The 13,343-nt window shown below is 59.0% G+C and carries 11 protein-coding genes; 5 read left to right on the top strand and 6 right to left on the bottom strand.

Features of this window, described 5'->3' with window-relative positions; genetic code table 11:
* The first annotated feature begins 94 nt into the window (after window positions 1-94).
* Window positions 95-2,725 carry an excinuclease ABC subunit UvrA gene (uvrA, locus tag ACIQU2_RS06615; RefSeq protein ID WP_403139502.1) on the top strand — a complete coding sequence of 877 codons (2,631 nt, stop codon included), beginning with the start codon at window positions 95-97 and terminating at the stop codon, window positions 2,723-2,725.
* 82 nt (window positions 2,726-2,807) lie between these two features.
* Here uvrA and ACIQU2_RS06610 read toward each other — a convergent pair whose 3' ends face one another.
* On the bottom strand, window positions 2,808-4,751 hold the full coding sequence (locus tag ACIQU2_RS06610; RefSeq protein WP_403139500.1) for a response regulator: 1,944 nt from the start codon (window positions 4,749-4,751) through the stop codon (window positions 2,808-2,810).
* Window positions 4,752-4,926: 175 nt separating this feature from the next.
* On the opposite strand from ACIQU2_RS06610, the gene ACIQU2_RS06605 reads away from it, so the two are divergent.
* Window positions 4,927-5,115, top strand: coding sequence for a hypothetical protein (locus ACIQU2_RS06605; RefSeq protein WP_347805798.1), 189 nt, complete (start codon window positions 4,927-4,929; stop codon window positions 5,113-5,115).
* Between the two features lie 51 nt (window positions 5,116-5,166).
* On the opposite strand, the gene ACIQU2_RS06600 is transcribed toward ACIQU2_RS06605, so the two are convergent.
* Entirely contained in the window at window positions 5,167-5,688 is a 522-nt protein-coding gene (locus tag ACIQU2_RS06600; protein ID WP_347805795.1) for a DUF4142 domain-containing protein, read from the bottom strand.
* A gap of 216 nt (window positions 5,689-5,904) precedes the next feature.
* Between ACIQU2_RS06600 and ACIQU2_RS06595 the strand changes: the two genes are divergently transcribed.
* Both ACIQU2_RS06595 and ACIQU2_RS06590 read left to right on the top strand, forming a co-directional pair.
* A complete protein-coding gene (locus tag ACIQU2_RS06595) occupies window positions 5,905-6,147 on the top strand; it encodes a DUF465 domain-containing protein (protein ID WP_033061630.1) in 243 nt (80 codons plus the stop codon).
* Window positions 6,148-6,256: 109 nt separating this feature from the next.
* Window positions 6,257-6,517, top strand: coding sequence for a hypothetical protein (locus tag ACIQU2_RS06590; RefSeq protein WP_347805794.1), 261 nt, complete (start codon window positions 6,257-6,259; stop codon window positions 6,515-6,517).
* A gap of 11 nt (window positions 6,518-6,528) precedes the next feature.
* On the opposite strand, the gene ACIQU2_RS06585 is transcribed toward ACIQU2_RS06590, so the two are convergent.
* The 3 genes from ACIQU2_RS06585 to ACIQU2_RS06575 all read right to left on the bottom strand — a co-directional run bounded on the left by ACIQU2_RS06585 (window position 6,529) and on the right by ACIQU2_RS06575 (window position 9,733).
* The gene (locus ACIQU2_RS06585; protein WP_403139497.1) at window positions 6,529-7,620 is read right to left on the bottom strand and encodes an SMP-30/gluconolactonase/LRE family protein; all 1,092 of its coding nucleotides are present in this window, start codon (window positions 7,618-7,620) and stop codon (window positions 6,529-6,531) included.
* Complete coding sequence (locus ACIQU2_RS06580; protein WP_403139495.1) at window positions 7,617-8,762, bottom strand: SRPBCC family protein; 1,146 nt, start codon at window positions 8,760-8,762, stop codon at window positions 7,617-7,619. The genes ACIQU2_RS06585 and ACIQU2_RS06580 overlap by 4 nt, the downstream gene beginning before the upstream one ends.
* Before the next feature lie 107 nt (window positions 8,763-8,869).
* Window positions 8,870-9,733, bottom strand: coding sequence for a LysR family transcriptional regulator (locus ACIQU2_RS06575; RefSeq protein WP_403139493.1), 864 nt, complete (start codon window positions 9,731-9,733; stop codon window positions 8,870-8,872).
* Between the two features lie 436 nt (window positions 9,734-10,169).
* On the opposite strand from ACIQU2_RS06575, the gene ACIQU2_RS06570 reads away from it, so the two are divergent.
* Entirely contained in the window at window positions 10,170-11,141 is a 972-nt protein-coding gene (locus ACIQU2_RS06570) for a zeta toxin family protein (RefSeq protein WP_347805791.1), read from the top strand.
* Window positions 11,142-11,265: 124 nt separating this feature from the next.
* On the opposite strand, the gene ACIQU2_RS06565 is transcribed toward ACIQU2_RS06570, so the two are convergent.
* The gene (locus tag ACIQU2_RS06565; RefSeq protein ID WP_403139789.1) at window positions 11,266-13,113 is read right to left on the bottom strand and encodes an amidohydrolase; all 1,848 of its coding nucleotides are present in this window, start codon (window positions 13,111-13,113) and stop codon (window positions 11,266-11,268) included.
* Window positions 13,114-13,343 lie beyond the last annotated feature (230 nt).

Below are 13,343 nucleotides of genomic sequence, written 5' to 3'. Positions count from 1 at the left end.
CAGTTTCATTGATGTTGTATGTGCCACCGTCATCGCGAGCAAGCTCGCTCCCACATTGGGTCGGTGTTTTCAGCTAGCTAATTTAAGGCCCTTCATGACGTCCAAGAGCACTACCAATCCTCCCTCCGGCATGGTCAGGGTGCGCGGCGCCCGGGAACACAATCTCAAAAACGTCGATGTCGACATCCCCCGGGATGCCCTGGTGGTGTTCACCGGCGTGTCCGGTTCGGGGAAATCGTCGCTGGCGTTCTCGACCCTCTACGCCGAAGCGCAACGCCGCTATTTCGAATCCGTGGCGCCTTACGCACGGCGTCTGATCGATCAGGTCGGGGTGCCGGACGTCGACTCCATCGAAGGCTTGCCGCCGGCGGTGGCCTTGCAACAACAACGAGGTACGCCGAGCACGCGGTCTTCGGTGGGCAGCGTGACGACGTTGTCGAGCCTGATCCGCATGCTGTACTCCCGGGCCGGCAGTTATCCGTCGGGGCAGCCGATGCTCTATGCGGAAGATTTTTCGCCCAACACGCCCCAGGGTGCGTGCCCCGAATGTCATGGGTTGGGGCGGGTGTATGAAGTCACCGAAGCGTTGATGGTCCCGGACCCGAGCCTGACCATTCGCCAGCGTGCGGTCGCCTCCTGGCCCACCGCCTGGCAGGGACAGAACCTGCGCGACATCCTGGTGACGATGGGCTACGACGTTGATAAACCCTGGCGCGATCTGCCGAAAAAACTGCGCGACTGGATTCTCTTCACCGAAGAAACACCCACGGTGCCGGTGTATGCCGGGCTCACCCCCGAAGAAACCAGAGTCGCGCTCAAACGCAACATGGAGCCGAGTTACCAGGGCACGTTCACCGGCGCCCGGCGCTACATCCTGCACACCTTCAGCCATTCTCAAAGCGCGCTGATGAAAAAGCGCGTCGCGCAATTCATGCTCGGCAGCCCGTGCCCGTTGTGTGACGGCAAACGGCTCAAACGCGAGGCGTTGTCGGTGACCTTTGCCGGTTACGACATCGGCGAACTGTCGCAGATGCCGTTGCTGCAAGTGGCCGAAGTCTTGAAACCAGTGGCCGCTCACAGCTACCTCGAACAGACCGAGGCGGCGGGCGAAGTATTGACCCACGACCAGACCCGCGAGGCCCGCGAGCAACGAGTGGCCCACGGCGCCAGTGGTCACGCCAACGCGCCGGATGTTCGCCACACACCGAACCTGTCAGTGGAGAAACGCCTGGCCGCGCAGCGGATCGCTCAGGACTTGCTGGAACGGGTCAGCACGTTGACCGATCTGGGGCTGGGTTACCTGGCGCTGGAACGCAGCACGCCGACGCTGTCGTCCGGCGAGTTGCAGCGTCTGCGCCTGGCGACGCAATTGGGTTCGCAGTTGTTCGGCGTGATCTACGTGCTGGATGAACCGTCGGCCGGTCTGCACCCCGCGGATGGCGAAGCATTGTTCGAAGCGCTGCAACGCCTGAAGGCTGCCGGCAACACCTTGTTCGTAGTCGAACATGACCTGGAAACCATGCGCCGCGCCGACTGGTTGATCGACGTAGGCCCGGCGGCCGGCGAGCACGGCGGCCAAGTCCTGTACAGTGGACCGCCGCCAGGGTTGGCGCAGGTGACGAACTCGCAGACGCGCGCTTATCTGTTCGCCGAGCAGGTCACTCAGCCCCAAGCCAGCCGAAAGGCGAACGATTGGCTACGGCTGGAAGGCATCACCCGCAATAACCTGAACAACCTCAGCGTCGAATTCCCGCTGGGCTGTTTTACCTCGGTGACCGGCGTCTCCGGTTCCGGTAAATCGAGCCTGGTCAGTCAGGCGTTGCTGGAACTGGTGGGCGCGCATCTCGGGCGCGCGGCAAGTGACAGCGAACCCGAAGCGTTGAGCCTTGAGGACGACGCACCGCAAGTCAGCGGCGGTCAGGTCTCGGCGGGACTGGAATCGATCAAGCGCCTGGTGCAAGTCGACCAGAAACCCATCGGCCGCACACCGCGCTCGAACCTGGCGACCTACACCGGGCTGTTCGACAACGTACGCAAACTGTACGCAGCCATACCGGAGGCGCAGGCCGAGGGTTACGACGCGGGCCAGTTTTCCTTCAACGTCGCCAAGGGCCGTTGCCCGACATGCGAAGGTGAAGGCTTTGTCAGCGTCGAGTTGCTGTTCATGCCCAGCGTCTATGCACCGTGCTCGACCTGCCACGGAGCGCGCTACAACCCCGAGACGCTGGCAATCATCTGGAAAGGGTTGAACATCGCCCAGGTGTTGCAACTGACGGTGGACGAGGCGGTCACGGTGTTTGCCGAGCAACCGGGTATTCGCCGCTCGCTGGAGGTGCTGCGCGATATCGGCCTGGGTTACCTGCGCCTCGGCCAGCCGGCGACCGAGCTGTCGGGCGGTGAAGCCCAGCGGATCAAACTGGCCACCGAACTGCAACGCAACCAACGTGGGGCCACGCTGTATGTGCTTGACGAGCCCACCACCGGTTTGCACCCAAGGGATGTCGATCGCTTGCTCGAACAGTTGAATACGCTAGTGACGGCGGGGCATACGGTGATCGTCGTCGAACATGAAATGCGCGTGGTGGCGCAAAGTGACTGGGTGATCGACATCGGCCCGGGGGCGGGGGATCAGGGCGGGAAGATTGTCGTCAGTGGGACGCCGCAAAAAGTGGCCAACAGCAAAAAGAGCCGGACGGCACCGTTTTTGGCCAGAACCCTAGGGTAAATCAAAAGATCGCAGCCTGCGGCAGCTCCTTGGTGTACGCCGATCCTTTGTAGGAGCTGCCGCAGGCTGCGATCTTTTGATCTTAAACGCTGTCGAGCGTGCGCCGCACCTTGCCCAGCAGTTCGTTGATCTGGAACGGCTTGATCAGCATCTCCATGCCATGACCGAGGAACACCTGACGGTTGATGGCGGTTTCGGCATAGCCGGTCATGAACAGGATCGGCAGCTTTTCGCGCCATCCCCGTGCCACATCGGCCAGCTCGCGGCCGCTCATGCGCGGCAGTCCGACGTCCGTCAGCAGCAGGTCGATGGACTCATCGTTTTGCAGGCGCTCGAGGGCACCTTCGATGTCGCCCACCTGAGTGCAACGGTAACCGGCATCCACCAACACTTCGGCCACGAACATGCGCACCGACGGCGTGTCCTCGACGATCAACACATGTTCGCCGGCACCCTGATGATCGACGGTGGCTGACTCGGATTCGCAGGCGGTGGGGTCGGAGCTGGCCGGTAGCATGATGGTGACTTCGGTGCCGCGCCGGGCGACGCTGCGGATGTGTGCATCGCCACCCGATTGCCGGGCGAAACCGTAGAGGGTCGACAATCCTAGCCCGGTGCCCTGGCCCAGCGGCTTGGTGGTGAAAAACGGGTCGAACACCTTGTTAATCACGCTGTGTTCGATACCGGTACCGTCATCGCGCACAGACAACGCGACATACGCACCATCGGCCAGATTGGGGTCGCCATGGGAATAGGCGGCATAGGTGCTGACCCAAATGTTGCCGCCCTGGGGCAAGGCATCGCGAGCGTTGATCACCAGATTGAGCATCGCGCTTTCGAGCTGAATGGGGTCGACCAGAGCGATGGCGGCTTTAGAGGTCAATTCGAGTTTCAGCGCGATGCGTTCGCCGATGGTGCGCACCAGCAATTCTTCAAGGGAACGCACGTGTTCGTTGATGTCCACGGGCCGGGTATCGAGGGGCTGTTGGCGCGCGAAGGCGAGCAGGCGATGGGTCAGGGAAGCGGCACTCATTGCCGAGTTCAACGCGGATTCGGCGTAAAACTGAACCTTGTCGGTGCGTGAGGCAGCGATACGTTTCTGGATCAGTTCCAGGCTGGTGATGATGCCGGTCAGCAAGTTATTGAAGTCGTGGGCGATGCCCCCGGTCAGCTTGCCCAGTGCATCCATTTTCTGCACTTGCAGCAGCTGAGCTTCGGTTCGCGCTCGCTCGGCGACTTCTTTGGCCAACTGGGTGGTGGCGTCGTCAAGCCGGGCCAGGTGCGAGCGTTCGCGGTGACGGTGTTCAGTGACATCCTCGACAAACACCAGGCTCAGTTCCGGCGTGCGGTACGGCGAAATCTGCCACTCGGTTTCACGAGTCTCGCCGTGGACCCGCATGCTCAGGGTGCCTTTCCAACGCTCGCCATAGGCCAGACGCAGACGCAGTTCCTCGATGCCGACGTCCTGATCCTCGGCAAAGCACTCGCGCAGGGTGTCCGGGTTGAGGTTGTCCTGAATCAGCTGCGCGAAGGCATGGTTGCATTCATGCACCTTCAACTCGGCATCCAGCACCGCGATGGGCGCCGATACATTGACAAAGATTTCCCGAAACCGCGCCTCGCTTTCGCGCAGGGCATTTTCGGTTTCACGCACCCGCAGCAAAGTGCGCAAGGTCGCGAGCAGCACATCCGGATCCACCGGGTGGATCAGGTAGGCATCGGCACCCGCGTCCAGGCCGGTAATGATGTCGCCGGTCTGGATCGAGGCCGCCGAGACGTGAATCACCGGTAGCAGGGCAGTGGCGGGTTCGGCGCGCAGTTTGCGCACGATGTCGAAGCCGCTCATGTCCGGCAGATTGACGTCGAGGATCAGCGCGTCGATCGCCACGCTGCCGATCAGCTCCAGGCCCTCGGTGCCGGTGCCGGCTTCGAGCACTTCATAGCCGTGGCGTTCCAGGCGCCGGCGCAGCGCGTAGCGCGTGGCGACGTTGTCGTCGACGATCAGCAAACGGATGTCACGCTTCATCGACGGGCTCCAGGGGTGAGATGATCAGTCAGTTTCCGTCACTTGAGCATAGTCAAAGGGTTGCAGCTTTTGACCTTGAATTACCCTTGCGATGGAACCCTGTCCCCGTGGAGGCTTCGAATCTACAAAGCGCGACTGTTTCAGCCGCGCACGTGCAGTGACGAATGAGGTACTTATGAAAGATGACATTGGTCTTGAGGAAGACGCAAAAACCGCCGAACCGGAAAGCGCAGACAAAGCGGTCGACCAGAAGCAACTCCACACCGATAACGACAATGAGTTCAGCCCGGGTTTCAAGCCGAATCCCGACCGGCCCAAACCCGGGGATGACACCGATGCCGACATCGACACCGATGGCGGCTAGGCAGGCATTGAAAACGGCCGCATCAAACGGTGCGGCCTTTTTGTGGGAGGGTTATTTGTCCGGATGAGCAGCCTGGAGTTTTTTCGCCATATCCAGATGTTTCTCCAGCGCCGGCAACATTTTTTGCGCGAAACCTTTCAGGTCCGTGGCGCCTTTGACTTTGTCGTCCGTCACGGTGTTGGCTTCCTTCTTGAACAGCTCGATGGTGTCTTCGTGAGCCTTCACCTGATTGTTGGCGTACGCCGCGTCGAAGGATTCATCGCGCATGTCAAGGATTTTCTCTTTCGCCTGCTTGACCAGCGTGGTGTTGTCCGGCACCTCGATGTCATTTTTTTTCGCCAGCGCCGTCAGTTCATCGTTGGCTTTGGAATGGTCGGTGATCATCATGTTGGCGAATTTCTTGATGTCCGCCGATGAACTTTTTTCCAGGGCCAGTCGGCTCGTTTCGATTTCCGCGATATTGCTCGCGGCCGCGCTGTCGACGAAGTCATTGGAAGTGGCAGCGAAAGCCGTGCCCATGCTGGTACTCAAGGCAACGGCCAACGTGAGGTGGCGCAGGGTAAATCCGTCCATTGGTTATTCTCCACACAGGTTTTCATGGGCGATCGAGTGATCGTTAATCTGTGGAGGCCGACGAGTGGCAAAGGTTTTATCGCGTTTGCGGCAGGGCGACGAACGGGCACCGCTGGTCTGATAGGCGGTCGACAGAACCGGCTAACCGAGGCCATTCTGATAGTTGGTGAACGCCATTGATCGCGTTTGCCTCCGATCAACAAACGGAGGTGTTCCATGCCGGTGCCACACGACCTTTATCAGGATCTCAAACTTTCAAAGGAAGATATCCAGCAAAAACGCACCAAGGATCCGTTACTGGATTCACTGATCAACAAGTATTCGCAGGCGGACGCCGAGGTGGTCAAGGCTGAAACCGCCCAATCGGATGCGCCCAGCGATGACGCACTGAAGAAACTCAAGGCGAAGCGCGTGGAGGTTAAGCAAAAGATCGTTGATCGGCTCCAGACGCCGTCCTGAAGCGACCTACCTGGTCACCGACGATCGGTGACTGAAAAATTGGAACGGCGATAAATACCGGCGCCTCGAATGTTCAGAGTCCGAATTACGGCTCCATGCGAGGTGCCTCATGACCGAACCACTCATCCCCGGCAAAGAAAAGTTCCCCAGCGAAGAACAGGGTAGCTACGACCCCATCCCGACACATCCCGAACCCCTGAGTCCAGGACGCACCACCCTCAATCCCGAAGATGAGCCGGGCATCGACGAACTGCCGAAGAACGAAGGTGCCATCCCGATGGACGAGGATGACTCCATCGCCATGGACCCGGAAAGGGTGCTTGAAGAAACGGATAACGCGGTGCGCGATGGTGAGGTGGATCCGCGTTGAGTCAGGCACGTTTACTGTTGCAATGCCTTGTTCAACGGCAATCGCACCATGTTTTTCGCCTTCAACGACCCGAAATACAACCAATCCCCATACTCGCGAACGGTAGTGATCGGCGAGTAGTTGTCGCGGCTACCGTCCTGCAAGTTGGCGATCACTTTACCGTCCAGATCCAGCCCCAGCGCAAAGGCGCGCTTCTCCACCGGTTTCGGCAGGAAAGTCATGGCTCGCACGATCATCTTGCGCACGAAGGGATGCGGTGCGGTGGCATCGAGCAATGCGTTGCGCGGTGCATAAAGCGCTACCCAGAAGCGGTCGCGACCATTGAACGCGAGGTTGTCCGGCAAGCCTGGCAAGTTGTCGATGAATAGATCACGGGTGCCAGCTTTCGGCCCGCTCAACCAGTAACGACTGATGCGATAGGCGCCCGTTTCGTTGACCAACACAAAGGCATCGTCCGGTCCCAGCGTCACGCCGTTGGCGAATTCCAGCTTATCCAGCAGGACCGCGGTCTTTCCGGTCTGGAAGTCATAACGCAGCAAGCGGCCATCGCCGCCGTGCTCGATGATCGCTTCGCCGTCACTGCCGTAGCCAAAGCGACTGGAGGCATCACTGAAATAGGCGTAGTGCCCGGATTTATCGATCGCCACGTCGTCGGTGAAACCGAAGGGCACGCCGTTGGCCGCAGTGGTCAATGGAATCAATCGGCCCTGGGCATCCAGTGACAGCAAGCCCTTGACCCCGTCGGCAATCACCAGCAGACCGTTGGGATGACGGGCCAGGCCCAAGGGTCTGCCGCCCGTATCGGCCAGAACCTTGGTGACCTTGCCGTCGAGGCTGGTACGGATCAATCGGCCGTCATGCAAACCCGTGATGAGGACGTCTTCCTCCAGCAGCAACGCTTCCGGTCCGTCGATATCCGCGACGCCGACGCGCTCCACGCCTTTGAGGCGCTGATTGTCGGCGTAGATGCCGCTGGTGAGGGAGGGCGCCGGCGGCGGTGTCCAGGCCACCGGTTGAACCTTGGTCGGCATCAGCAGCAGAAAGGCGCCGATGGCGACGATTATCAGCAACAACAGATGGCGAAACTTGACGGTTCGTCTCACGCGCTGACTCCTGCCGGGGCTAACTGTTTTTGCGCCATCTCGCGCAATGCCAGCATCGACGCCGCCGACTCACGATCGATGCGGCGCTTAAGCAGCAGTCGATTGGCAATGCGCATCGCCAGGCCGCTGAACTGATACTCCAGGGTGCGGACAAAGTGTGTGCCATCGCCCCGGGCGTCGCACTCGTAAGTCACCACTAAAGACAACCCGTGATCGCCACGGGCCCAGGCACTCCAGCGGCGTCCTGGCAGGTATTCGTTAACCTCCCAGCGCAAGTGTCCCTCACGCCCGCCGGCCTTGATGTCTTCCTCAAACCGCCCCCCGGCATGCAGCGGACCGCTCTGGCCATCCACCTTCAGGGACGAGGGATGCCACTCCGGCCAACGGGTCACGGTGCTGGCATAGGCGAGCACGTCAATCGGGTCTCCAGCAATATCGATCTGATGCTGCATGCGGGTCATGGTCGTTCTCGTCGGGTGCAAGTCCGTCGGTGCCGGTTCCCAATAAAGGGTGCCGAACAGGTAGTCCATCAGCGGAAAAACGATATTGAAATTGCGTTCCTGCATCAGCTCACGACGGTGATGCAGTTCATGCAGGCGGCGCATCTGGCGGATCCACGGCAACCGTGTGACGGGGTTCTCCGGCGGCAGGTGCTCGCAGGCATGGAATACTTCATAGGTCAGGTAGCCGAGGACCAGACAGCCGCCGAACAATCCGGCGACGTTGGCATCGAACTGCTCAAGCAGCCACCAGATGGGCAGGGTGATGACGACCGTGTGCAACACGATCAGCCAGGCTGGAAACAGAATCACCCGCCAGTCCCGGGCACTGTCGTAGGTCATGTGGCCAGGGGCGAAAAAGCTGTGATGGTCGCCTGCATGGCGTGCGTAGAACATTCGCGCGAAGTTTTTTTTATGATGCCCCAAGTGCCGATGGACCATGTACACGCCGAAGTTGAAGAACAACAACGTCAACGGCATCGCCAGCCATTCCAGTGGCTGAACCTGGTGCACGGTGCTCCAGAATCCGCCGATGGCCAGCAACCCGAACAGCAGCACAAAAGCGCCGTGCAGCCATGGGTTGTAGAGCGGATGAATAGCAGCGCGGTAGCGGGCGCGAAATGCTTCGGTGGTCTGCCTCACTGCAATCACCTGTGGTTATTGTTATCTCCAGCAGATTAGACGATCCCGGCGTTTCAGGCGGGCCGAACCGTGAGGTCACAAATGCCATGGTCCGGTGCAAACCGGATTCAGGTCAGCGGGTTCCAGCGTTGCGACCAGTCATCGTCGGATTTGATCACTTCGCGCAGCAGGTCGAAGGCTTGTTGCAGGATCGCCGAGTCGCGGTCGCGGGAGTAAACCAGATAAGTCGGGTAGCTGAATTCCGGGGCTTTGGGCACTTGCTCCAGCACACCGCTTTGCAGATAGCTCTGGACCACCCGGGTGCGGAAATAGCCACTGCCGCCGTTTTCAAGAATGTACTGCAAACCCAGTGGGCCGAGGTTGAAGCTCAACGCGGCTTTGGCTTTTTCCGGCAGGGCCGCATCGTGCTGACGGCGGAAGTCCGGGCCCCAGTCGATGTACACGTAGGGATCGGGTCTTGCGGCCAGACGGATGAGGACCAGTTTTTCTTCCAGCACCTGTTCGACTTGCAGGCGTGGCCAATACTCGGGCTGGTAAACCAGCGCCGCATCCAGAACCCCCAGCTCCAGTTGGCGCAGCAGGTTTTCACCGTCACGAATTTCCATCCGCAGTGCATGGCTGGGAATCTTCTCGCGCAGTGCGCCCGCCCAGCTGAGCATCAGCGGGTTGCACAGACTGACCTCGCCACCGATGTGCAACACGTCGCGGTAACCCTCGGGCAACGGCAAGTCCCGTCGCGCCGCTTCCCAGGTTTCGACCAGTTGATTGGCGTAGACCACGAAGGCTTCACCGTTAGGTGTCAGGCGCGCACCGGCGCGGTTGCGCACGAACAACGTACTGCCTAGCTGGCTTTCGAGTTTCTGCACGCGCGCCGTGATAGCGGTCTGGGTGACGTGGAGTTTCTCGGCGGCTGCGGCAAGGCTGCCGTGGCGGACGATTTCCAGAAAGGTGCGGGCGAGATCGATGTCCATGGGGCGGCCGGTGTCGGAGGTGCAGGCATTGTAAGAGCAGGGGCTGGCAACGGATACCTCGTAGGCCGGCTCATGTGGCAGTCTTCGAGTTTGAAATGGCGTCATTGGTTTATAAGAAACAGGGTGTTTCTGGAAGTGATTCTGTCAAGTTGAGCATAGGGTTGTTCGTTGATAGGTCGATGAAGTTTCGCTGAGCGCGATACTTAATGATGTGTGTTAGGTAGTCCATTGCTGCTTGCTCTGTAGGGGGTTTTCCGGAGTTAGGGTTGACGTTTTTCTGAAATGTTTTGCAAGATCTTCTTGGTTGTCCGATGTAACAAAATGGATTTAGCTTGAGTTGTCTTTTGAACGGCTTCGACGATTGTCAATAACGTTTGCTGTATCGAAGTCCGGATTATTTAAAGGACTTATTTCAACTGAAAAGGAATTTCAGAAAGTGTCGAATAATTATGCTTATACGAAACAGGATGTAGAAAAAGTTTTCCATGAAATGGAAGAAGAGTTGTTCGCGTCCAGAATGCCAGGTGCAGACGACGAATCTGTGCCAAAGATGCTGGTGGTCGTTGGCGTGGAGGGGGCGGGTAAAACGCATTTGCTCAATGAGCTGCTCAAAACTTCCCGCTATTCAAATTACGTCCCGCTGTACGAGCCTGAATATCGCACCCGTCATCCGCACTACGACGAGATCGAGAAGCATGGCGTGGTGTATGCCTACAAGCAGACCGAAGCGTTTGTCAGGGATCTGGGAGCGATGATCTTTGAGAAGTCCCTTGAAGACAAGTACAGCATCATCATGGAGGCGGGCCTTGAAACCCGCGAGTTTGCCGGTTTTCAAACGGGTGAGCATGCTTGTCTCTATGAATATGAGGTTCATGTCATCGCGAGCAAAAAAGATTTTGCGCACGTGTCGACCATCACGCGGGCACTGGACAGCGTGAAGGGGAATAAGCTGGAACGCTTCGTTTCGCTTCGGGACATAGACGCGGGCATGGCGAATGCCAAAGCGGTGTTGACTGCCTTCGAAGAAGCCTGTTCCAGGGTGCAAGGTTCGGAAATTACGTTGTATGAACGTAACTTTAGTACAGATAAAAGAAGCAGGATGATTTGCCGCAGTCAGTGCGTAAAAGTCGGGGATTTGACGCCGCAGTCGATCAACAGTGGAAGTGTTTCGGTTCCGGTGGCCATGAATCAGGTGCGTATTGAATACAAGTCCGGTGCTGTGCTGTTCGGGGTGTACAAGGCATTTTCCGATATTGCCGATGGGGCGATCTTTCACCGTTATGGTCGTGAAAAGATGGTGCTTGAATGTCACACTGCTCTGGCGGGTACTCTTCAGCTGGATCGGAAGGATGCGGAGTTGGCAGTGAACAACCTTTATTCTTATATTCTTAAATACGCCATTCGCTAATGCACAGGAATGCCATCGTATAAAAATAAACGGTTCGTGTTGAGCGCCGTACTCGTTGATGATTGAACTGTCGAACGTGATTGCCGGAACTGCAAATGAGTTCCGGCTTTTTTATGCGTTTTTTCTAGAAGGCGAAACACGAACAGCCAAACGCCCCCCAAAAACCTTGAAAGTCACTGACCGGCGCGGACGACAGTCTCGCTCTCTCGTGACTGTGCGCATGCACCGCGCAAGCCCCGACGCATTGATGAACCTGCGCCGTCAGCGGCGCCAGGGGTTTCCAATGGCCTGGTACTTTGGCGACCGGCGACCACTCAGGCACCACCGGGACGGGAGGCGGCCCGAGTTTTTCAAACTCGACGCTGCCGTAGACGATCTTGCCGTCAACGATGGTCAGTACCGATTCGATCCATTTGACGGCTTCATCCTCGATGTGGAAATAGTCCGCCGACAACGCAATCAAGTCGGCCAGTTGCCCGACCTTGATCTGGCCTTTTTTGCCTTGCTCGGAGGAAAACCAAGCGCTGCCGTGGGTAAAGAGCTCCAGCGCGGTATCGCGGCTCAAGCCTTGCGGGTACAGCGCCAGACCACCGACGGTGCGACCGCTGACCAGCCAGTACAGCGAAGTCCAGGGGTTGTAGCTGGACACGCGCGTGGCATCGGTGCCGGCGCCGACCGGAATGCCTTCGGCCAGCATACGAGCGATGGGCGGCGTGGCTTCGGCGGCCTTGGCGCCGTAACGGTCGACGAAGTATTCGCCCTGGAATGCCATGCGGTCCTGGATCGCGATGCCGCCGCCGAGGGCTTTTACCCGTTCGATGTTCTGCGGGGTGATGGTTTCTGCGTGGTCGAAGAACCACGGCAAACCGTCGAACGGAATGTCGCGATTAACCTTCTCGAACACGTCGAGCATGCGGCTGATGGATTCGTTGTACGTGGCGTGCAAACGGAACGGCCAGCGCTGTTCCACCAGATGGCGGACCACCGGTTCCAGTTCCTGCTCCATGGTTTGCGGCAGGTCGGGGCGGGGCTCGAGAAAGTCTTCGAAGTCGGCCGCCGAGAACACCAGCATTTCCCCGGCACCGTTATGCCGTAGAAAATCGTCGCCCTGAGCGTAGTGGGAGGTGTTGGTCCAGTTCCTGAAGTCGGTCAGCTCTTCCTTGGGTCTCTGCGTGAACAGGTTGTAGGCAATGCGCACCGTGAGTTGCTGGTCTTTGGCCAGTTGCTGGATGACTTGATAATCGTCCGGATAATTCTGATAACCGCCGCCGGCATCGATGGCGCTGGTGACACCCAGGCGATTGAGTTCACGCATGAATTGGCGGGTGGAGTTGACCTGGTATTCCAGCGGCAGTTTCGGCCCCTTGGCCAGGGTCGAGTAGAGAATCATCGCGTTGGGGCGGGCGATCAGCATGCCCGTCGGGTCGCCATTGGTATCGCGCTGGATTTCGCCACCCGGCGGGTTCGGCGTGTCACGGGTGTACCCGACCACCTTCAACGCGGCGCGGTTGAGCAGTGCACGATCATAGAGGTGCAGGACGAATACCGGGGTGTCTGGCGCAGCCTTGTTCAGTTCATCAATCGTCGGCAGGCGTTTTTCGGCGAACTGGAACTCGTTCCAGCCACCGACCACCCGCACCCATTGCGGCGTGGGCGTGCGGTCCGCCTGATCCTTGAGCATGCGCAGCGCGTCGACCAGTGAGGGGACGCCTTCCCAGCGCAATTCGAGGTTGTAGTTGAGGCCACCACGGATCAGGTGCAGGTGCGAGTCGTTAAGGCCGGGAATCACCGTGCGACCGTGCAGGTCGATAATTTGTGTGCCAGGGCCTTGCAGGGCCATGGCCTGGGCATCGCTGCCGACCACCACGAAGTGTCCGTCCTTGATCGCGACGGCGCTGGCTTGAGGTTTTTTGCGATCGACGGTGTGCAGGCGTCCGTTGTACAGGATGAGGTCGGCGGGGGCATCGGGCATGGTTTTACTCCCTGCGAGTAGCGGGCTGATCCAGGCACCGACGGCGCCTGCCGAAAGGCCTTGCAGTACACGTCGGCGGTTAAATCCGTCGTGGTCGTCAGGTGGGCTCATGGCAATGCTCCACGCAAAGGCTCTTCATAAAAAAAGCGAGGGCAAACAGCCGATGTCTGACGCATGCGGCCAGAAGGAATATAGACGGCAAATCCACAGGTAGCCGTTTTCCGATGGCG

Source organism: Pseudomonas sp. NPDC098740, from assembly GCF_044760065.1.
In the GTDB taxonomy this organism is placed as follows: domain Bacteria; phylum Pseudomonadota; class Gammaproteobacteria; order Pseudomonadales; family Pseudomonadaceae; genus Aquipseudomonas; species Aquipseudomonas rossensis.
This window is presented reverse-complemented; position numbering and strand designations above follow the sequence as displayed.

What these genes read in the sequence shown, in the direction of transcription:
- uvrA (WP_403139502.1), top strand. Translation starts at nt 95, where the DNA reads ATGACGTCCAAGAGCACTACCAATCCTCCCTCCGGCATGGTCAGGGTG.
- ACIQU2_RS06610 (WP_403139500.1), bottom strand. Translation starts at nt 4,751, where the DNA reads ATGAAGCGTGACATCCGTTTGCTGATCGTCGACGACAACGTCGCCACG.
- ACIQU2_RS06605 (WP_347805798.1), top strand. Translation starts at nt 4,927, where the DNA reads ATGAAAGATGACATTGGTCTTGAGGAAGACGCAAAAACCGCCGAACCG.
- ACIQU2_RS06600 (WP_347805795.1), bottom strand. Translation starts at nt 5,688, where the DNA reads ATGGACGGATTTACCCTGCGCCACCTCACGTTGGCCGTTGCCTTGAGT.
- ACIQU2_RS06595 (WP_033061630.1), top strand. Translation starts at nt 5,905, where the DNA reads ATGCCGGTGCCACACGACCTTTATCAGGATCTCAAACTTTCAAAGGAA.
- ACIQU2_RS06590 (WP_347805794.1), top strand. Translation starts at nt 6,257, where the DNA reads ATGACCGAACCACTCATCCCCGGCAAAGAAAAGTTCCCCAGCGAAGAA.
- ACIQU2_RS06575 (WP_403139493.1), bottom strand. Translation starts at nt 9,733, where the DNA reads ATGGACATCGATCTCGCCCGCACCTTTCTGGAAATCGTCCGCCACGGC.
- ACIQU2_RS06565 (WP_403139789.1), bottom strand. Translation starts at nt 13,113, where the DNA reads ATGCCCGATGCCCCCGCCGACCTCATCCTGTACAACGGACGCCTGCAC.